This window comes from Olivibacter sp. EAT-5 (assembly GCF_044784325.1).
Classification (GTDB): Bacteria; Bacteroidota; Bacteroidia; order Sphingobacteriales; family Sphingobacteriaceae; genus Olivibacter; species Olivibacter oleidegradans.
This window is the reverse complement of the sequence record NZ_CP173028.1, coordinates 5,204,844-5,226,612: the sequence shown is the minus strand read 5'-3', so window position 1 is coordinate 5,226,612 and position 21,769 is coordinate 5,204,844. Positions and strand designations below refer to the sequence as shown.

Here is a 21,769-nt window from a genome sequence, read left to right as displayed (position 1 = left end):
TATTGAAATGGACATTATAGAAAGTATAGGTAATACACCGCTGGTTGAAATCAAGCGTTTAAATAAAAATCCAAAGGTAAAGTTATTCGCTAAGTTAGAGGGGAATAATCCGGGTGGAAGCGTGAAAGACAGAGCTGCCTTGAATATGATTCGCAGTGCGATGGAACGAGGTGAAATTAAAGCAGGTACCCGCCTTATTGAGGCTACTAGCGGAAATACAGGTATTGCTCTTGCCATGATTGCGGCGATCTATGGACTGGAAATTGAACTGGTCATGCCGTCTAATTCTACGAGAGAGCGTGCACTTACGATGGAAGCATATGGGGCAAAAGTTACTTTACTTGAATCAATAGAGGTTTGCCGGGATTATGCCGAGGAAAAAGCAGCAAATGAGAATTTTTTTATCCTAAATCAATTTGCTAATCCCGATAACTATATGGCCCATTATAAAACTACAGGACCGGAGATCTGGAACGACACGGCAGGAACCATTACCCATTTTGTGAGTTCAATGGGTACTACGGGTAGTATCATGGGCAATTCTATGTATCTGAAAGAGAAAAGTAAGGATATACAGATTGTAGGTTGCCAACCTACTGAAGAATCGTCTATACCGGGCATAAGGCGTTGGCCGGTGGAATACTTACCGAAAATATTCGACGCTTCGCGGGTAGACCGAATTATTGACGTGTCTCAGCAGGATGCTACACTTCGTGCAAGACAAATGGCCAAAGAGGAAGGCATTTTTGTAGGAATGAGTTCCGGTGGTGCGCTGCAGGCAGCACTTCAGGTGGCGGATGAGCTAGAACATGGGGTTGTTGTCTTTATAGCTTGTGATCGGGGTGACCGTTATTTGAGCAGCGATTTGTTTGGGTAGGGAGAGGGTATGACCTCCATTAAATGAAAATAAAATTGTAAATGCGATTTTATTTTTGTTAACTTTATATAACCAATTAGAAAGGAGGTTATTATGAACCTAATCCACAGAATCGAACATTGGGGTGATGCACATCACCCTCGCTGGATGGATGCTGTTAGAATTGTATTGGGTGTTGTTATTTTTGCTAAGGGTGTAAGCTTTATAGCTGATACGGATTCGGTAGCGCGTTTACTGGAAAATACCCATTTCCAATTATCCATTTGGTCGGCTGTGCATTATATTGCTTTTGCGCATTTGGTTGGCGGGATTTTTATCGCGCTGGGATTAGTAACGCGAGTGGCCATTGCCTTTCAGCTGCCAATTTTATTCGGTGCAGTGTTTTTTGTAAACATTACCAACGGTTTTAGTTTCTTAAACTCAGAATTCTGGTTCTCGCTAGTGGTTTTGCTATTATTAATCGTTTTCTTCATTGTCGGTTCAGGACGGTATTCGCTTGATCATGAAATGAGAAGGCCAGGTAATAAAAGATGGTTTTAGAAAATTACCTGAAAACAGGTATTTCGAGACCGAACAGCTTCTTTTAGCTTTGCTGTATAAACAAAGCTGTCTACATGTATTATATCAAATTTCATAACATTGATTAAGCTACCTTCTTAAGGAGGTAGTTTTTTTATTGTCTGTATTTAAATGGCTATCAAAAACCTTATATGTATCTTCCGGAACTGTTACTAATATCCGATCAGACGCATTATGGTTTTCACAATTTGCTCTATGAAGAAAAAATACCTATTCATTTATTTTCTTTTCCTCTTGGTTGCCTGCGCAAAAAAAAACGGAAAAGATTTCAATTCTGACTTTTCATTATATAAAGATTATATCACCGAATTTACGTCAGGCATTATATCGGCGAAGTCAACGATTCGTATCGTGCTCAATTTCAACAGAAAGGAATGGATGCCGAATCAGGAATTGGAATCCAATCTCTTTGAGATTACACCAAAGGTTGAAGGGAAGGTTATTGCTTTATCGCAAAATACGCTGATGTTTAAACCGAGTAAACGATTAAAGCAGGATACAGAATATCAAATTTCATTTAAGTTGAAGGAGTTGATTGATGTGCCTAAAGAACTGAAAGAGTTCAATTTCACAATAAAAACGATTAAGCAAGATTTTGTGGTGCTTAGCAGAGAATTGCAATCCTACAGTTCGGAATATCAATTTCAACATGCCGTTTTGCGGACAAGCGATGAGATGGACGTACAATCAGCGGCAAAATTGATATATGCCAAACAAGGAACGGGCAAGTTGCCTATTCGCTTTGATCAGATCAAGTCGGGGACTGAATTCCGCTTTATCGTAGATAGCATCAAAAGACCGGAAAAGGATGGATCGATTCAGTTAATGTGGGACGGAAGCGACTTGGATATCGATCAAAAAGGGGAGGAAGAAATAGAAATAGCCGCAAAAGGCCATTTTAAGGTGATGAAGGCTACAGTGGCTGAGGAGAATAATCAACTGCTTTTGATTAATTTTTCAGATCCACTCAAAAAAAGTCAAGACTTTGAAGGCTTGGTGACGATTGACTCAGCAAAAAGTTTGACGTATACTGTAGACCGGAATGTGCTCAAAGTGTTTTTGAGCGAGCCCCTTAAAGGGGAGCGACTCTTAGAGGTTTTCCAGGGCGTGGAAAGTGCACAAGGGACGAAGCTTAAAAAGGGTTATACAAAAAAAGTATACTTTGAACAAACAAAACCCGGTGTGCGACTGCTTAAAAATGGGACCTTACTTCCAAGCTCGAATAACCTAAAGTTGAATTTTGAAGCGGCTAACCTAAAGGCTGTAGATGTAAAAATTTACAAGATTTATCAAGATAATATTTTGCAGTTTTTGCAGGATAATGATCTAAATGGCAGTTACAATCTGCGAAAAGTTGCTTTGCCTATTGCGAAGAAGAAAATTGAACTGACGCAAAACCGATTATATAACAATGGGAAGTGGAATGTTTTTGCCTTAGATCTCGCTTCACTGATTAAGCCGGATCCAGGTGCGATTTATCATGTCGAATTTAGCTATAAAAAAGCCTACTCTATTTATCCATGTAGTAGCCAACCGGAAGAAAACCGAGAGGAGCCGGAAGAACAAAGCTTGGAAGACGAGCAAGCGTCTTTTAGAAGCAATGAGTCTGAAGACTATCCTTACTACGACGACTATAATTGGCAAGAGAGAGAAGATCCATGTGCTAATTCATATTATTATTACGACAACAAAGTGTCAACCAACGTCTTGGCTACCGACTTGGGTGTGATTGCTAAAATGGGTAAAAACGGCTCTTATTTTTTTGCCGTGAATAACATTGTAACAACCGAAGTGGTACCGGGAGCACATATCGAACTTTATGACTATCAACAACAGAAAGTTGCTGAGGCTACTACGAACGACGAAGGAATAGCGCACTTAGACCATACAAAAAGAGGATATTTTGTTATCGTAAAGAAAGATAATAGTAGTACCTATGTAAAACTTGAAGAAGGGCTTTCTTTATCATTAAGCAATTTCGATGTCGCCGGTAACGAGCTTGAGAAAGGTTTGAAGGGGTACATTTATGGAGAACGGGGTGTTTGGCGTCCCGGAGATACTTTGTTTCTTTCGTTTATGTTAAATGATCAGGCTAATAAGCTACCGGCAAATCATCCTATAAAGCTGCGGCTAACCGATCCTAACGGAAAGTTGTTTACCCAGCTAGTACAACGATACAATGAGCGTAATTTATACCGATTTGTTATTGCTACAAAAGATGAAGCTCCTACAGGAAATTGGGAAGCTGTTGTGAGTGTTGGTGGTGCCCGGTTTTATAAAAGTATCAAAATAGAAACCATTAAACCCAACCGTTTAAAGATAAAGAACAACCTGGCCGGTCGGGTGCTACAAGCAAATAGTGCAACAACTGATGAAATTTCGGTAATCTGGTTGCATGGAGCTGTGGCTAAGAATCTGAAAGCAGAAATGCAAGCCAAGTTTTATCAAATGAAAACTACATTTAAAGGCTTGGCTAACTATGTTTTTGATGATCCGGCACGCAGCTTTAGCACCGAAGAGGTGAACGTGTTCTCCGGAAATGTTGATGAAAACGGAAAAGCAACGATTGGTATCAAACCGCAGTTACATGGGCAAGCGCCCGGTATGTTGAAGGCTTCCTTCATTACAAAGGTATATGAAAATGGCGGCGATTTTAGCACGGATGTAGCAACAGCTACTTATTCGCCTTATCAAACCTATGTGGGTTTAAAATCGCCGGAACCGAATAAATACGGTATGTTGGAAACAGGTAAAAGCAATCGATTTGATATTGTAACGGTTGATGAAAAGGGAAGACCGAAGGCAGTAGCCAACTTGGAAGTGAAAATATATAAAGTGGATTGGCGATGGTGGTGGGATGCTTCGAACGATAACCTATCAAGCTATAGTGCTTCTTCCAGCAAAACACCTTTTAAAAGTTATCGTATCAGCACCGGTACGAGTGGTAAAACGAGCGTGCAGTTTGTTGTGAACGATGAGGACTGGGGTAGATATTTTATACGTGTAACCGACTTGGACGGGGGGCACGCAAGCGGTGAGACGGTATTGATCGACTGGCCTTACTGGTCGGCTAAGACTAAAAATACCGATGGGACAAATGCAAATATGTTGGTGTTTTCTACCGATAAGCCAAAATACAATGTAGGGGAAAAGATGAAGATTTCCTTTCCTTCAAGTGAAGGGAGCCGAGCCTTGGTATCAATTGAAAGTGGCGCGAAGATTGTAAACACGTATTGGGTAGAAACAAAAAAGGGTGAGACGCAGCTAGAAGTACCTGTTACTTCTGAAATGGCACCCAATATCTATCTTTTTGTGACACTCTTACAACCACATGCTTCCACGCTGAACGACGCGCCTATTCGTTTGTATGGTGTGGTGCCTGTAGAGGTGTTGGATAAAGAAACCATTTTACAGCCCGTTCTTTCCATGCCGGATGTATTACGCCCCGAGCAAGCGGTTAATCTGCAGGTGAAAGAGAAAAATGGAAGGGCTATGAGTTATACGATCGCTATTGTGGACGAAGGCTTACTGGATCTTACTCGTTTCAAAACACCAAATGCTTGGGACAAGTTTTATGCGAGAGAAGCCTTAGGTGTTAAAACATGGGATGTATATAATGACGTTATAGGCGCTTATGGTGGCAAGATCAATCAGGTATTTAGCATAGGCGGTGACGAGGATATTGGAGGTGGCGAAAATAAACATGCAGATCGCTTCAAACCGGTTGTGATTTATCTGGGCCCGTTCCATCTGTCGAAAAATGAAAGCAAAACCCATCGTGTCAAATTGCCGAACTATATAGGATCGGTTCGTACGATGGTGGTTGCCGGTGATGCTAAAACGAGCGCTTATGGAAGTACAGAAAAGGCGACACCCGTTAGAAGCCCATTAATGGTATTAGCATCGCTGCCTCGGAAGATTTCTCCAGGGGAAAAAGTAACTTTACCAGTGACCGTTTTCGCTATGGAAAATCAGATAAAGAATGCACGGGTCCAGGTAAAGGTAAGCAAAGGAATAAAAGTGCTGGGGTCGAGTGCCAAATCGCTTAGCTTTAGTCGTCCGGACGAGAAGATGGTGTACTTCGATTTGGAAGTAGGTGCGTTAACCGGAATGGCAAAAGTGGAAGTCGTGGCAAGCTCGGGTAATGAAAGGGCATCATATCCGGTGGAGATCGATGTCACAAATCCGAATCCGGTAACCCACGATTATAAAGAACTGGTGTTGAAAGCCAACGAAGAGCAGACACTCACTTGGGAGCCTTTTGGTGTAGATGGTAGTAACAAAGCGCGTATAGAGCTTTCCTCTTTTCCTTCTATAGACCTTAATGCCCGGTTGAATTATTTGATTCAATATCCTCACGGTTGTTTAGAACAGACAACATCCAGTGTTTTTCCGCAATTGTACCTTGGCGATATTGTTGATTTAGAAGCTGCCAAGCGCGAAGCTATTCAACGAAATGTAGTTGAAGGTATCAGCAAACTCGCCGGGTTTCAATTACCGGACGGGGGATTTGTTTATTGGCCCGGCTTATCGTCAGCCGACGATTGGAGTACGTCCTATGCGGGGCACTTTTTGTTAGAGGCGGAGACAAAAGGATATGTTTTGCCGATTGATTTTAAAAACAAATGGATAAGCTATCAACAGCGAGCGGCAAGACAATGGCGTATGGAGACACATCCCGGTAGCGATTTCGCGCAGGCTTATCGATTGTATACCTTGGCATTAGCAGGTGCTCCTGATTTGGCCTCGATGAACCGTTTAAGGGAAACGGTAGGTATTTCTAATGAAGCTCGTTTACGTCTTGCTGCCGCCTATGTATTGGCGGGACAAAAGCACGCCGGTAATGAATTGCTGAAAATTAGCAGTATCAATAACGTTAATAATGCTTATAGCTATTATTATTACGGTTCACCGGAACGCAATCGAGCAATGGTGCTGGAAACTCTGTTATTGTTGAACCGAACGGTCGATGCATTTGCGCTTGCTACGAAAATAGCAAAAGACCTGTCGTCCGGTGCATGGATGAGTACCCAAACCACTGCTTACAGCTTATATTCGATCGCTAAATTTGCAAAATTGAATGGCAAAAACGGTGTTAATGCTCGTTTTAGTTACCATGGGCAAAGTGCGGATGTCAAAACTACAAAATCGTTTATAGACAAGGGCTTACAAATAAATAAGGGACTGAATAGTATCAAAATTAGAAACAATGATAAAAATACTTTGTATGTCAAACTCTTAAAAAGTGGTGTTTTACCGGTTGGCCGAGAACAGATAATTCAGCGAAATTTAACCGTGCAGGTTGAATTCGTAGATAGGGCCGGTAAGGCATTAGACATACATACCCTTAAGCAAGGTACGGAATTTGTTGCCTTGGTAGCCGTTAAGAACCAAAGCTTGGATCGTGTGGAGAATTTGGCATTGACGCAGATTTTACCTTCCGGTTGGGAAATTGTAAATACTCGATATACTGATTATGGGGCTTTTGGACAGAATAAAGCGGATTATATTGATATACGGGATGATCGAAGTTCTTTTTATTTTTCGTTAAACGGCAACGAGAGCCGCACGTTTAAGATTTTATTAAATGCATCTTATCTTGGTAGATATTATTTACCGGGGGTACAGTGTGAGGGAATGTATGATCATTCTTTCTTAACGCGAACAAAAGGAACTTGGGTAGAAGTTGTTGATTATTAGTTATTAGGTGTTAGCGGTTAGGTGTTAGGGTTTAGTTATTGGTCGTTAGTTATTAGTTATTAGGTGTTAGCAGTTAGGTGTTAGGGTTTAGTTATTGGTTGTTAGTTATTAGTTGTTAGGTGTTAGCAGTTAGGTGTTAGGGTTTAGTTATTGGTTGTTGGTTGTTAGTTATTAGTTGTTAGTTATTGGTTATTAGTGATTAGTGATCGGAATTTAGTTGCTGGTTATTGAACGACTTAACTACTCAACCACTTAACTTAATTCAGGCATAAAATAATAGTATGGAGACAATAGGCGTTAGGCTTGCAGACCGCCTATTATCACATTGGCTAATTACGCACTCAACTACGCAAGCATTTAACTACTTAACGTAAAATAAAAATTGAATTGTTGAAAAAAAAGTTACTACTTGTTAAGCAATGGATTGGGCAAAATAAAAAGAAGAGTATAGCTGTTTTATTCATCCTGTTGGTTTATTATTTTTCGTTGCCCCGAAAGCTTTTTGACGATCCGTATGTGACCGTAATTGAGGATACGCAGGGACAGCTCCTCGGAGCGAAGATTGCATCTGATGGACAATGGCGTTTTCCTGAGCGGGATTCGCTTCCTGAAAAGTTTAAACAGTGCATTGTCAATTATGAAGATCAGCATTTTTATTACCATCCGGGCTTCAATCCAGTGGCCATGTTCAAGGCACTGGTTCAGAATACTAGAGCCAAATCCATTGTACGTGGAGGTAGTACGCTTACACAACAGGTAATCAGGCTTTCAAGGAACGGAAAGCGCCGTACTTATTGGGAAAAACTAATTGAGCTGTTTCTAGCCACCCGACTTGAGCTTAGGTATTGTAAAGATAAAATCCTGAATTTATATGGTGCGCATGCCCCCTTTGGAGGTAATGTTGTAGGACTTGAAATGGCTTCCTGGCGTTACTTTGGAACAGACCCAAACCAGCTTTCGTGGGCAGAGGCCGCTACATTAGCGGTCCTTCCCAATGCTCCCGGTCTTATTTACCCGGGAAAAAATCAACAGCTATTGCTCAAGAAAAGAAACCATCTTTTACATAAGCTCTATCATGAAAAACTGATTGACTCGCTTACTTATACGCTTTCTCTTGCGGAACCACTGCCTCAAAAACCGTATGATCTACCGCAAATTGCTCCACATTTACTGGCTAAATTAACCAAAACAGACCGTGGAAGACGGATAAGGACAAGCCTGCAATTAGGTCTTCAACAACGTGTTAATCAACTGGCTAAACAATATTATCTCCAATATAAACAAAATGAAATTTACAATCTGGCAGTTTTAGTGGTTGATGTCAGGAGCAGAAACATATTGGCTTATGTGGGAAATGCGCCGACTGATAAATGGCATCAAAAAGACGTCGATATCATAGAAGCACCAAGAAGTACCGGGAGTATATTGAAACCGCTACTTTATGCCGCAATGCTCAATGATGGCAAGCTACTGCCAAATACCTTGGTGGCTGACGTCCCAACCCAGATAGCTGGATATAGTCCCGAAAATTTTAATAGAACTTACGATGGAGCTGTACCAGCCCATAGTGCTTTGGCGAGATCGCTAAATATTCCTGCGGTATTAATGCTTCAACAGTATGGTATCTATAAATTTTATGAAGAATTACAGAAGTTCAAGTTAAAAAATATCAATAAGCATCCCGACCACTATGGTCTTTCTTTAATTCTAGGTGGAGCCGAATCCAACCTGTGGGATTTATGTCGCACCTATGCTAACTTATCCTCTACCTTGAATTATTACAACATCGGTAGCAAATATCGTAAAGATGAATTTACGGAATTGAATTTGTATGCGAATAATCAGGTGATGTTTGGTGAAGAAACCAGGCAGGAACCGGTTTTGGATGCAGGCTCTATTTGGCTGACTTATAACGCGATGAAGGAAGTGAATAGGCCCAGTGGCGACGAAGCTTGGAAATTTTATGATTCAGCTTTGGAAATTGCTTGGAAAACAGGCACCAGTTTTGGAAATAGGGATGCGTGGGCTATTGGTACCACCAAGAACTATGTGGTGGGCGTATGGGTAGGGAATGCAACGGGGGAAGGGCGACCGCTTCTAACGGGAGTTGGAAGTGCAGCTCCTTTATTATTTGATGTCTTTCGGCTCCTGCCCAGAACAACTTGGTTTACCGGTCCGGTCGATAACTTAATAGCAGAGGAAGTGTGCACTGTAAGCGGTTATTTGGCAACCGACCATTGTCCAAAACAAAGGGCTTATATTCCGATTAATGGTATACGAACAAAAACCTGTCCGTATCATCAATTGATTCACCTCGACCGTACCGGCCGATTTCGCGTGAACAGTAGTTGCGAAGCTGTTGACCAGCTAGTTACCCAAAGTTGGTTTGTTTTACCACCGGTTATGGCGTGGTACTATAAAAGTAAACACGCAGATTATAAAGTGCTTCCGCCCTTCCGAGCCGATTGCCTGGGAGCACAGATAGCACGTATGGATTTCATTTATCCGAAGGATTATGCTAGTAAAATCTATTTAACAAAAGATTTTAACGGAATTGTGCAACCTGTAATTCTGAAAGTAGCGCACGCCTTGGATCATACGAAACTCTTTTGGTATGCGAATAAGGAGTTTCTGGGAACTACCGAGACCTTTCATGAGATGCCGTTAAATTTAAAATCAGGCAACTATTTTATCACTGTAACTGATGAAAATGGTATGGAGATAAATAGGAAAATTGAGTTAATTAATGAATAGCTTAGCCCTAAGATGTTAAGCTTTACGCAAAAAACTATTTCCCTATTTAACAAGCAAGGAAAAAACGCTCAAGTAATTACAGCAAACGATAATCAGTTGCTAATTTTATGACGGAAATAATATTGTTTACTTCAAATTTTTCCATCAATTTTTTTCTGTGACTCTCTACGGTATGTGGACTGATAAAAAGTTGATCAGCAACTTGCTGTGTTGTCAGACCTTTACCGATAAGCTGTAAGACTTCCTTCTCCCGTCGGGTTATCAGTGGAACCGTTATGTGTTGATCGGCTTCGGCATTGGCCATTGTCGTACGCGTAGCAGAGCATAAATACTTTTGTCCTCGCGCAACCGTTCGTATCGCTTCCAGAATTTCGTCGCCAGGGGCATTCTTGATAACATAACCTAAGGCACCATTCTGCAGCATGCTCCGAATTACTGCATGTTCGTTGTGTAAACTTAGTGCTATTATTTTTAAACCGGGATGGTTTCGCTTTAAATCACTGCATAAGTTAATTCCGTTCATATCAGGTAGGTTGATGTCTAAAAGAATGACGTCTACGTCCATTCCTTTCAATGCATCTATGGCCTCTTTTCCTGATTTGTACGACTCAATCAGGGAAATATCTTCATGTGTGAAGAACAAATTCTTTAAACCGTCAATTACGATGGGATGATCGTCTATTATAATAACCTTTATCATGATTTAATATTACATTCTATAGTGAAAGTGGTGCCATTGCCGATTTGCGAGTGAACATCGAGCTCGCCTTGAATATATTCGATGCGGGAAAGTATATTGGTAAGGCCGTTGCCCGCTCTGTTTTTAACCAATAGTGTTTTATCAAAGCCGATCCCGTTATCTTCTACAGTTAACGTTACCTTGTCTTCGCTTTTCAAGAGTTGGACAAAAATGGTACTGGCCTTTGCATGACGAATGGCATTCGTTACCAATTCTTGCATGATTCGATATAAGATCAATTCCTTTTCCTGTGTTAGTTCATTATTATAGTGAAATATCTGACAGATGAGTTGTATTCCCTTGTTTCGCATACGTGAGCAATACGACTTAATGGCTTCGCCAAGACCGTATTTTAAGAGCGTCTCAGGCATCAAGTTCTGCGAGATGAATCGTAGCTCATCTACGGCATAGTCAATTTTTTTTAAAGGGTCGGTAAGCTTGGTATATTTATTTTCCTTTTTTAAAGCACTGGACAGCTCGATTTTTAATGCTGATAACAAGCCTCCCAGACCATCGTGAAGATCACGTGCGATTCGTGTTCGCTCGGACTCTTGCCCGTTTAACATTGCTGATAACAAGGATATCTGATTGTGCTGACTGATCTTATCCATCTCCAGTTGATGTAGCTTTTTATGTTGTATTAACTGCTTCTTATGATGACGATTGGATTGAAAATACAAGACAGCTAAGGTCAATAATAAAAGAGATGTGGCCGTCAATAAGCCGGTATAAAGGCGATTTTTTTGCAAGGCAAAAGATTTAACTTCGTTTTCATGTTGTAATTGTAAAATTTGTTTTTGCTTATTTGCGTTTTGGAATTTCTCCTCAATTTCATTCAGGTTCGCCTTTTTTTCCGATTCATTTAGGCTGTCGGCGAGGTGCGCATATAAGGATTTAGCTTCGTATGCATGCTTATAATCACCAATTTTTTCATAGATGTCAGCTAAATCATCCAATGCACCTAACTGGCTGCCTTTTAAATTTAGGCGAACGTTCTCCTGTGCATAGGCTAAAGCTCGTTGATTATCACCCATGGCCTGCTTCAGCTTTACCAAAGTTCCTAAGATATTACTCTGGGCAAGCGCATCGGTCTCTTTTTTTGCGATGGAAAGCCCCTTTAGTAAGTCTTTCTCCGCCGGTTGATATTGCTTCTTTTCGAAGGCGTACAGTCCGCGATAGTTGTAATACCAGCTCCACACTTCCTGACGATCATTGGCCTTTAATAAATAATTTTTGGCTTCGTCCAGGTACGGTTTCATCTCGTCAATTCGATCGCTTCTATAATAACAAGCGGCTAAGTTTACGTAGGAATAAGCGAATCGCGCATATTGTTTGCGTTCAACTATTTTTACGGCTACGCTTTTCTTAAAATACTGTATCGCTTTCTCATATTGGCTGATATTCATAAACCAGACTCCGATATTATTATATAGATTTCCCAAGGTGACCTGATCACCTACTTTGTAAGCCAGTGGCACGAGAGAAAGCGCTTCGTTGAGGGCTTTATCCGGTTCCTTACTGATTTTTAACGTAAGGTGATTCTGCTTAATAAAGAGCAGTAGCTTCTGATTTCGGACATTGGAATACTGTAGCAATAAATGCTCGGCCTTTTGATAATAGCTTTCAGCGCTATCTTGCAAATAATAAATTTGAAAGAATCTTGCCAACGATGCATACGCGTTGGCAATGTAGTAGTCTTCTCCGCTTGATAAGGCAAGACTTAACCCTTTTTTTAGGGCTTGAAAACCACCTGAACTATCGGACGAGGCTAAATGACTGCCAATACCAACATATAAACGTGCTTTTAAAGTATCGGAATGAGCATTTTTGAGTTCTCTTTTTAAGCTGTCAATTAATGGGGATTGCTGTTTACCGCGCAAGGGCAAAACAATCGTCATAATCAACAAGCTAAAAAGCGTATATCTAACCGTGGACCTCATATTTTTGGCAAGTTAGTTTTTTTGACGAAGTGGAACAAAGCAAATAGTAAAACCCCGATTTTCAGGGAGCTTATAAAAATACATGATTTCTGCTAGTTTTTTTAGTCTGTGACATGGGCTCATTTGTACGAATGAGGAAAATACCTGAAAACAACTATTTTATGTATGCATAATAAATTATATCTTTGCAAGGTTGAATCGAGATTAGATTAAACACACATGAAAAACCGGGCAAGTGGCTTCACTTGCCTTTTTTGTAGTCTGCACATTTGCTTCGAAGACACTCGTTTGTGAAATCCCGATTTTCAGCTATTTTGCTACGCTCGCTAAAACCTTACTTTTGTGCAAGTGACAACATCCGTTGTCACATTCTTTTAATTGCAAATAATGAGAAGTAAATTAACGATCTTGCTGACGCTAACACTGGGAATGGCTTACGGACAAAGCCCCTTTATCGGTAGTTACAATGGATCACAAAGAGAGGCTGCCTTAGAGCTATACATCTTGCCGCAACATCATTTTGTTTTTGCTATGAGCTATGGTGCAATAGATAGAACAATTGTTGGAAAATGGGAGCAGAAAGGCGAAAAGATTTTCTTCCAAGAAACAAAGAGCGCCGATCGTGATGCGTTTATAGTCTATGAAGGAATTGATAAAGAACTTTTAGCGGAAAGTGAATTTGTCTTCAAAAATTTTAGCCAAAATACCGGCACTGCATTTCGGATACTTCCTGAGTTTCATCCCGATAGTATGAAGCTAATACATCTAAGAGATGAAAATACATTTAGTATGACCAATAGGCTAAGTGTTACACCCAAAGCGCATTCTTCGTTCTTCCTGAGCGCCCCCAACAATAGTGTGGAAAATGACGTGTATGAATTTAAGCCGGCAACCACTTCAAATACCCTGTATTTGTATTATAATCACGACACGAATTACGATACCTTTCAAATGGAGGCCTATCTAAAAGGGGATAGTCTTTACATGAACGACGGTGCGGGGGAAAGATTCTTTGCTGTGAAAGGTACGCTAAATTCCGACTATGAAGCTTTGTTATCCGATGCTACAGAAAATCAGCGCATTCCGCTGCAACTTGAGGTAGAAGGACTTAATGGCAAAAGAATAATCCTTCAACGTTTAAGGCCCGTAAAACAGTTTAAGTGTTTACTCCATCTAGATGAAAATTCAGCCTATTTTTCCGATCACGAGAACGGAGCAGCTCCTACATCGCCTCCGATATTACACTAACTTGCTATGCATTTGCAGTTGAGCAGTATACTAACTGCAAAAGCTCAGAAATTATCTGCTTCTGAGATAGAGAATATCGCAACACAATTAATATGCCTTACGTTAACAATCAGTTGAAGTCAATATACCGTGCCAAAAGGCTGGCGAATGTATCGTTGACACTGTCGGCCTTCGCAGCACTGTGGTTTTTTCTCTTATTTGTTGTTGAAAATACAAATTTGTGGGTATATGGTGTATTATTACCTGCACCAATTGCTTTGGTCTCAGCCATTGCATCGTTAATGATTAAAAAAAGCGACAGAGCCTGGTGGGCATTAATTGTGGCTTTAGGTTATAGCGGAATTTTAATTTTTATCGCGTACCTGCTTAACCATATGTGTGTGATTTGCTAAATAGTTAATTCCACAGGGCCGCCAATAGGATAGCCCGTGCAAGTTAGTACGTAACCTTCAGCAAGCGCATGCTCTCCTAAAACCTCGTTATAGCGCATCCACACGTTACCGGTAGAGCAGATTGCGGCGCAGGTACCGCATTGTCCGGTTTCGCAGCTATAGGGTAAGGCTTTGCCATGTTTTTTAGCGGTTTCTAAGATGGATATAGGATATTTAACCTGAATGGTGAAAGTTTCTCCCTTATAATGTATGGTAACAGGATACGCCTTCCTTTCAGGTGGTTCCGGCAGTTGATAGAGCGGAGCGTCCACAATAAAAAGTTCTTTTTTTATGTGGTCGGACCGCACACCTTCAGCACGTAACTTAATATTGATCATGCGCATATAAGCGTTCGGTCCACATAGATAAAAAAGAATATGATCATCCTTATAAAGGTTGTACTTTTGCGCCAGTTGATCCAAAACGCCTTGGCTCAGCCTACCCTCTGTCAACGGAGCTGATTCGCTAAAAAGTAATTCGAGCATAAAACGCTCTTTAAACACGTCTTTCAATCGCAAAATTTCGTTCAAAAATATGGTTGAAAACGCGTTCTTATTACTATAAATTAAAATGACACTGTTTTCTGATCCGTAAAGAATAGATTTAATCTGGGAAAATATAGGCGTAATACCACTGCCGGCAGCTAAAAAACAAAAAAGCAGATGACGGTCATAAGAATCCGGTAGAACAAAAAGGCCGCTGGCACCGATGCTATTAAGTAGATCCCCCTCTTTCGCATGGTCTACCAGCTTTCGAGAGAATTCGCCATTTGGTATTTTTTTTACCGTTATCGTGAGCGGTTCGCTCAAAAGAGGGGATGAGCTGATTGAATAACTTCTCCTTACTTCTTCACCATTGTTGTGCTTAAATAATAATGTCAAAAATTGGCCTGATTTATAAACAAGCGGCTTACTTTCCACTGATTCCAAAACGAAGGACTTCGTGTCAGGCGCTTCTGTTTTAATAGATTTTATGCGTAAAACGATCGAAAGATTGTCCATAACCTTCTTATCCACCCAAGATAGCAAATCCTTTCTGTTGAACAAAACTATTCCTTTCGAATCCTAACTTTATCCTCGATGGCCTTTATGACGGGAGTATAGAAGTCGGCATCATACAATTCACAAGCATGCACTAAACCGCCGGGGCTAAAGACATTTACTTCCATTAGCTTATCGCCCACCACATCCAAACCGGTTAGGAACATGCCGTCCTTTTTAAGCTTGGGCCCTACCAGTTCTACAATTTCTTTAATTCTCTTTGTCATCCTCGCTTTACCTGCGGTACCGCCCTGATGTATGTTACTTCTGATTTCGCCTTTTTTTTGTTGACGATGAATGGCGGCGTAGTGGCCATTTACTACAATTGGGTCACCGTCCAGCAAAAACAAACGGATATCGCCGTTTTTTGCTGCGGGAAGATATTCTTGCGCAACAACAAATCCGTCGCGACAAATGGCATCGACAATTTGATTTAAGTTTTTTACTTCTTGTTTATTGATAAGAAACACGTTCCTCCCTCCGGATCCTTGAAGTGGTTTTAGAATAATTTTATTACCGTTGGCCTTATAAAATGCCTCGATATCCGCTACACTTCTGGTTATAATAGTTTCCGGACGCACTTCCCTTGGAAAATACTGGAAGTACATTTTGTTGGATGCCTGTGACAAGCTAGTGGGGTCATTTAAGACCAAAACGCCTTGCTTTTGCGCTAATTGGCCAAATACTATGCCCGCGTTTTGTGCCCAGGGACGTTTGTCGATATCAGCGGAAGGATCATTTCTTAATAGTAGCACGTCAAGATCAGCTGCTTTTATCTGAATTTTCTCGCTCTCTTTAATGGCTTGTAAGAAGGTGTCAGGCGAACGAAATTGTTTAGAGGGTACCTTCCGCGCAAGTCCACCCATTTGCTCGTCGCTAAAATAAGCAAGATCACCCACGCCCAGATAATAAACTTCGTGCCCCATTTTATGGGCTTGTAAGGCCAATCCTGTTGTTGTGTATACAGCAGTTTCCTTCATTAGTTGGTTCACAATAAATGCGATTTTCATCAGTAATAGTTTTAAGGCATTGATTTTTTAAGATAACAGGAATGATGTTCTTTAGTTTAGCATGGTGAAAATATTTCCCCCTTTTTTAATTGTCTCAATATGCTTTAGATACGGACGACTCAAGTAGCGAGGTTTGATCGGTATTTTTGATAATAAACCTCTAAATGTCAATTCGTTAATAACGGGTATGTAATCCTGGCGAATTTTGCCAATGAGCAAAGGTGCAATGTCATTACCTTGTTTGATATACTCGATTAGATTAAGCAACCCTTTTAAATAGACGGCGTCTTTAGTGAGCCCGCCGCCGCGATATACACGCATCGTAATATGAAAAGCGGCCTCAGGAGTAAAAAGATATTTGTCGGTTAACAGAAAAAAGGTATCAACAAACGAATTCCCTGTTATCATGGAATTGACAGCTACTACGCGAGCTGCAAGAATACGCATGCGTTGATTGGTTAATCCGCCACACAAGTATTCTGAAAAGACGGCCAATCCTTCTTGCAGCTGTTCATAACCCGGCACGCCTATATAGAAGAGTTTGAGTGGTTGCGCTTTGCCGTTATAATATGTGACCACATGTGTTCCAATTTCATGCTGAATGAGGGCAAAGGCCCGTTGCTTCGAAATTTGGTAACTTTTATTGATGTTCAGTATGCCACGTGAGACCATGACTCCATCAACATCGTCGCGTACGCGTACGGCGGTTAAGATGGATGCGTCCTGTTTTTTAAGCCATATTAATTCATTTTCAGCCATTTGTGCGAATTCCCAGGCGTTTAATAAATCTTGATTCTCTTGTTCGTAATTTGGCTCGGCGGCAACAAGGATGGCGCGAGCAACATCCAAAAGATGTTCGTCTATATTGCCGAATATTTGTAAGCTACTGTGCATAAAATCCGGTTTTTCCCGCTCTAACATCATATTCAGCATCCGATCTATCTCTTTTCGTTTATCCCGGAAAAGGAAGGCGATAGTGGGATCAGAAATATCCTCAATAGGTAAGTTGTATATTTTACGCTTGATCAACTCAGGCTCTATCGGCATCGGCCGATAATGAAAAACGGGTGCTTTTAGATACTTATTTTCTGCAAAATTTTTCCATGCATCCATGGTGTTAATAGGCGTCACTAACAGGAGAAAATCAAAAAGATTACTGTATTCTGCCAACTCATTATCAATTTCCCAAACTTTGTCGTCTAACACTGTCGTGCCGAGCATTTCAAAGTGAGTTGCATTATATGAGGTATTTGTGCGAACGAACTCAAATAGGCTTTTGCGTAGCGATTTACCAAAAGCGGCTCGTAATTCGCGCATAAACAAGGGATAGGGCTTGCCGGTTTTAACATCGTTGTAAACAGGTGCTATTTCCACACCGACTAATACAATTTCAGATTGTTTAGCTACATTTTTGTCAATAAGTGGCGAACGTCCCGGGGGAGCAACAGCCGTTTTTTGTTTATCGAGTGACGCCGTGATTTTTTGATTACCTATTCGTAGTGCATTCAGTTCTTCAGTCAATTTTGTCGCCATACTCAACGTCCCTTTTTGGTTGACCCTTATTGTAAAGGCTTTATCGTCCAGTTTGGCTTGATGCCAGATCTCTACGAGCATGAAACCACCGAATTGGTCTGCTAAATATGCAGAGATGAGTTTCAAGAGCTCAGTCAGACCGCTTCCTTCATAGTCGGACGTAATTAAATAGGATGATTCGGTTTTAGCAAGGTTATAAGCAAAGTTGTCTTTGCCCTTTTTAGGAACACGGTATACCAGGAGAAAAGGAACGGGTTTGTCTATCTTGAGTATGCCTTTGTCCGGTAAGGAAAGTCTAATCGGTTCACCTTTTTTCAACTTGTCCTGAATCTGATTCAAAACCTTTTCTTGCTTTTTCTCCATATGATCATTTATCTGTTGAGGCTGTTTGGTATAACTTCTTTAGTTCGGTTTCCAGAGGCAGGATGCTGGCTTGTAAAGCGCGTTGTATGTCCATCAAATGGCTTATGTTGACGCGACCTGTCCACTCGTCCATGAAAGTCTTTTTAAACTCCACGGATAGTACACAGCCAAATTTGCTATATTGAGAGCATATCCAGTTGGAAAATGTGCCACCTTTAAACTTTATGTTCTCTCTAACGTCCGGAAAATGGTCATCAATTGTTGTTTTTGAAAGGGAATCAATAAATGTGTCTATTATCGGCCTCCATTTAGAAATGTTGTTGGCCGTTCCAATATTTATTTCCGGATTTTCGCTGGATATAGCTTCTATATAAGGATCTTTTCTTCTGTGGTTGTAGCTATGAACGTCTAGAACAATGAAATATCCGTAGCTTTGAATAAGATCAAGCAGTACCTTCTTTACCTCTGAATAAAATGTATCGTAAAAAGTTAATATTTCCTCTTCCTGTTCTTGTGTAAGCTTCGTTGCCCATACAGCTAGCCCCCAGGCATCATTAGGTGAGCGGTAGATGGCACGGTCCCTCGGCCTATTCAGGTCCACCATAAAGCGTGAATTGTCAACAACGATTCGATTAACCGGAAAATTTATCATCTCTGCGGTATAGGGGTCTTCTTCGCGCATACGTTCGTGTTCAGATAAAAGCATATTAGACCGGAGCGACGGCGCTATACTATGCCCGTCATGAATGGCTGTGGCAATGATCGGACTTTTAGCTCTGTATATATGAATTTTAGACTCCATAATAATTTAGGGAAATAACAGGTAAAAGAAAGCATTGTTTCACTTTGCTTTCTTATCGTTTAAAACCATTACCTTTAGCCTATTCCTTTAGGAACGATAGGTTGTATAAGATCCATAAAAAGAGAGAAATCATTATATGAAAATATTTGCGAATCGAGTCTATACAGGTGAAACGGTATTGACGGATCAACTGATTACTTGCGAAAAAGGTTTAATTGTAGGAATAAATCGAGGAAATGCCGGCAATGCGGACGAAAGGGTAGCGCATATAGCTCCGGGATTTTTTGATATTCAGGTAAATGGAGGGGCGAGCTACCATTTTACAGCTCATCCGAATGAGCAGTGTTTATCAGATATTGAAGAGGCGTGTTTGACTGATGGGACGGCGTTTGTATTGCCAACCCTTATTACTTCTTCCATCGATAACATCTTAGCAGGCATTGACGCTGTTAGAAAATACATAGAAAAGCATCCACAATCCGCCATTTTGGGAATGCATTTGGAAGGCCCTTTTATTAATCCGATAAAGAGAGGCGCACACCTGTTGAAATATATTAAAAAACCCGAAAGAGCGGTGGTTGAGGAAATAGTGAGATATGGAAAAGGCATTATCTTACAGATGACGATTGCACCGGAAATGTTTGACGACCATCTACTCGCTCTCTTGCAGGATTCTGAAATTGCATTGGCTTTGGGGCATAGTAATGCCTCATTTGAAGAAGCAAGAAACGCTTTTAATCTGGGAATTACCCAGGTGACGCATTTGTTTAACGCAATGTCCCCTTTCCAGCATCGGAACCCCGGACTGGTAGGAGCTGTCTTATCCGATGAACGCATCTATGCTCCCCTTGTGCTCGATGGAAAACATGTTGACTTTTCAGCAGCCACAATCGCTTATAAATTAAAGCGAGATAAACTCTTTTTGATTTCAGATGCCTTATTCCTTGGAAAAAAGAAAGCCCGTTTTCAGTGGGAAGAATTTGATGCAACATTAATTAATGGAGAATATGTAAATAGTGAAGGAAATCTTGCAGGAGCTAATATATCTCTCATGGATGCAGTCCAAAATGCAATTAAAGAGCTGGGTGTATCTGTACAAGAAGCTATTGAAATGGCAAGCCGTCGCCCTGCGGAAGCTATAGGCCTTCATGATCGTATTGGAAAAATAGCGCTCGGTTACCCTGCTCGATTTACGTGTTTTGATGCTGAATTAAAAAATGCCCGGGTTTTAAAAGGCTAAAATTCGGGAAAGCAAGATATTTTATAGATATTATTTTTAATAAATCTAAATAACATTATCTTTGAGCTCTTAATCAATTAAAATGAGCACAAAGGTAAGGAAATCCGCATCACGATCACTTTTTTACAGAATAGCAGCCTGGCTTCATCTTTGGTTAGGGCTTATCACGGGTATTGTGATGATAATTGTATGCCTAACCGGTTGCATTTGGGTTTTCCAGGATGAGATAACGACTTATATCCTTGAACCGGAAACGCGCGTTACTCACCAAGCAGCTCCTGTGCTGACTCCGTCTCAGATTCAACGCATAGCCACAGCAAAGTTTCCGGATAAAAGGGTCTCCTATGCAACTTATCAGCAAGGCCGAGCCATTTATGTAGGGATGGGAGAGGGGCGTCGCGGGGGTACGTCCCTGCGTTTGAACCCTTATACCGGTAAAATTATCAGCGTAAGTGAAAGAAAAGAGGGGGAAGTTGATTTCTTTCGATTTATATTAAATGGTCACCGCTTTTTGTGGTTACCTTATGAAATTGGTCGCCCAATTGTGAATTACAGTACATTGGTATTCGTTATTACTCTTATAACGGGGATGGTACTTTGGTGGCCGGCGAAATGGACAAAGAGCGCACGAGCGAAGAGCTTTTTTATTAAATGGAAAGGTTCGTTTAAACGGGTTAACTATGATTTACACAATGTACTGGGCTTTTATTCATTGTTAATTGTTTTCGCAATCGCTTGTACCGGCATGGTGTACGGTATACAATGGTTTAGCAAAGGCTTGTATTGGACAACTTCAGGAGGAAATTCGTTACCCGATTTTGCGCGTCTTGAGTCGGACTCTCTTCAGATGGGGAAACATTTTACAGGAAAAAATGCAATGGATATTGTATGGAGCAAAGTGATTAGTGAACATTCGCGAGCGGAAGGATTTTATTATAGCTTTCCGGATTCAACAAAACCTAAATCTACCATTAATGTGACTATTTATCCGAGTGCAGGGCAGTACTATAACCATATTGCCTATAGCTTTGACCAGCACACATTAAAACAGCTTCCCCGGCATGAGGTATACGGAGCAAACTTCGCTACGTCCTCGTTTGGCGTAAAACTTCGCAAAATGAATTATGATATCCATGTCGGCTCTATTTTGGGATTGACAGGAAAAGTCATTGCCTTCTTTGCATCCCTGATCGGCGCTAGTCTGCCAATTACAGGCTTTATCATTTGGTGGGGAAAGCGAAAAAAGAAAACGAAGAAGCGAATACCGCGTGAAATACAGAGGTCTATTTCAAGCATCGAACTAAGTGAGAAGCTTATGCCCGAACGGGGTCAAAAGCGACCTATTCCCAGACCTTATAAGCCGGCGTTGAATATCAATAAAGGATCTAAATACTGAGGTACGTTATTGATTAGCGGGAAAATAAATTTTCGTCACTGCACAACTTTTACTAAAAAATTAATGGAGTTTTTAAAACACTGATACTAAAGCATTTGTTGCTAGGAAAGCAATGAA

The 21,769-nt window shown here is 40.8% G+C and carries 13 protein-coding genes; 7 read left to right on the top strand and 6 right to left on the bottom strand.

Annotation, left to right across the window (positions count from 1 at the left end):
- The first annotated feature begins 7 nt into the window (after positions 1 to 7).
- The 4 genes from cysM (at position 8) to pbpC (ending at position 9,910) form a co-directional block, all read left to right on the top strand.
- A complete protein-coding gene (gene cysM / locus ACH11B_RS21840) occupies positions 8 to 877 on the top strand; it encodes a cysteine synthase CysM (protein WP_377608613.1) in 870 nt (289 codons plus the stop codon).
- Positions 878 to 970: 93 nt separating this feature from the next.
- Positions 971 to 1,417 carry a DoxX family protein gene (locus ACH11B_RS21835; RefSeq protein WP_013667372.1) on the top strand — a complete coding sequence of 149 codons (447 nt, stop codon included), beginning with the start codon at positions 971 to 973 and terminating at the stop codon, positions 1,415 to 1,417.
- Between the two features lie 234 nt (positions 1,418 to 1,651).
- Positions 1,652 to 7,156, top strand: coding sequence for an alpha-2-macroglobulin (locus ACH11B_RS21830; protein ID WP_377608615.1), 5,505 nt, complete (start codon positions 1,652 to 1,654; stop codon positions 7,154 to 7,156).
- 390 nt (positions 7,157 to 7,546) lie between these two features.
- A complete protein-coding gene (gene pbpC, locus ACH11B_RS21825; protein WP_377608617.1) occupies positions 7,547 to 9,910 on the top strand; it encodes a penicillin-binding protein 1C in 2,364 nt (787 codons plus the stop codon).
- Between the two features lie 76 nt (positions 9,911 to 9,986).
- Here the strand turns inward: pbpC and ACH11B_RS21820 are convergent, their stop codons facing one another.
- Positions 9,987 to 10,610, bottom strand: a complete 624-nt coding sequence (locus ACH11B_RS21820; RefSeq protein ID WP_377608619.1) for a response regulator — start codon at positions 10,608 to 10,610, stop codon at positions 9,987 to 9,989.
- Positions 10,607 to 12,547, bottom strand: a complete 1,941-nt coding sequence (locus tag ACH11B_RS21815; RefSeq protein ID WP_404273987.1) for an ATP-binding protein — start codon at positions 12,545 to 12,547, stop codon at positions 10,607 to 10,609. Before ACH11B_RS21815 ends, ACH11B_RS21820 begins: the two co-directional genes overlap by 4 nt.
- Positions 12,548 to 12,976: 429 nt before the next feature.
- Between ACH11B_RS21815 and ACH11B_RS21810 the strand changes: the two genes are divergently transcribed.
- Entirely contained in the window at positions 12,977 to 13,837 is an 861-nt protein-coding gene (locus ACH11B_RS21810) for a hypothetical protein (protein ID WP_377608623.1), read from the top strand.
- 388 nt (positions 13,838 to 14,225) lie between these two features.
- Here ACH11B_RS21810 and ACH11B_RS21805 read toward each other — a convergent pair whose 3' ends face one another.
- From ACH11B_RS21805 to ACH11B_RS21790, 4 genes are read right to left on the bottom strand one after another with little or no spacing between them, the layout of a single operon-like run.
- Entirely contained in the window at positions 14,226 to 15,269 is a 1,044-nt protein-coding gene (locus ACH11B_RS21805; protein ID WP_149105731.1) for a flavin reductase family protein, read from the bottom strand.
- A 47-nt stretch (positions 15,270 to 15,316) separates the two neighbouring features.
- Positions 15,317 to 16,318 carry a glutathione synthetase gene (locus ACH11B_RS21800; protein ID WP_013667364.1) on the bottom strand — a complete coding sequence of 334 codons (1,002 nt, stop codon included), beginning with the start codon at positions 16,316 to 16,318 and terminating at the stop codon, positions 15,317 to 15,319.
- 51 nt (positions 16,319 to 16,369) lie between these two features.
- Positions 16,370 to 18,214, bottom strand: coding sequence for a flavohemoglobin expression-modulating QEGLA motif protein (locus ACH11B_RS21795; RefSeq protein ID WP_289553346.1), 1,845 nt, complete (start codon positions 18,212 to 18,214; stop codon positions 16,370 to 16,372).
- A gap of 4 nt (positions 18,215 to 18,218) precedes the next feature.
- A complete protein-coding gene (locus ACH11B_RS21790) occupies positions 18,219 to 19,016 on the bottom strand; it encodes an N-formylglutamate amidohydrolase (protein WP_377608628.1) in 798 nt (265 codons plus the stop codon).
- 136 nt (positions 19,017 to 19,152) lie between these two features.
- Here ACH11B_RS21790 and nagA point away from each other — a divergent pair, with 136 nt between their 5' ends.
- Both nagA and ACH11B_RS21780 read left to right on the top strand, forming a co-directional pair.
- On the top strand, positions 19,153 to 20,256 hold the full coding sequence (gene nagA, locus ACH11B_RS21785; RefSeq protein WP_377608630.1) for an N-acetylglucosamine-6-phosphate deacetylase: 1,104 nt from the start codon (positions 19,153 to 19,155) through the stop codon (positions 20,254 to 20,256).
- 82 nt (positions 20,257 to 20,338) lie between these two features.
- Positions 20,339 to 21,652 carry a PepSY-associated TM helix domain-containing protein gene (locus ACH11B_RS21780; RefSeq protein ID WP_377608632.1) on the top strand — a complete coding sequence of 438 codons (1,314 nt, stop codon included), beginning with the start codon at positions 20,339 to 20,341 and terminating at the stop codon, positions 21,650 to 21,652.
- Positions 21,653 to 21,769 lie beyond the last annotated feature (117 nt).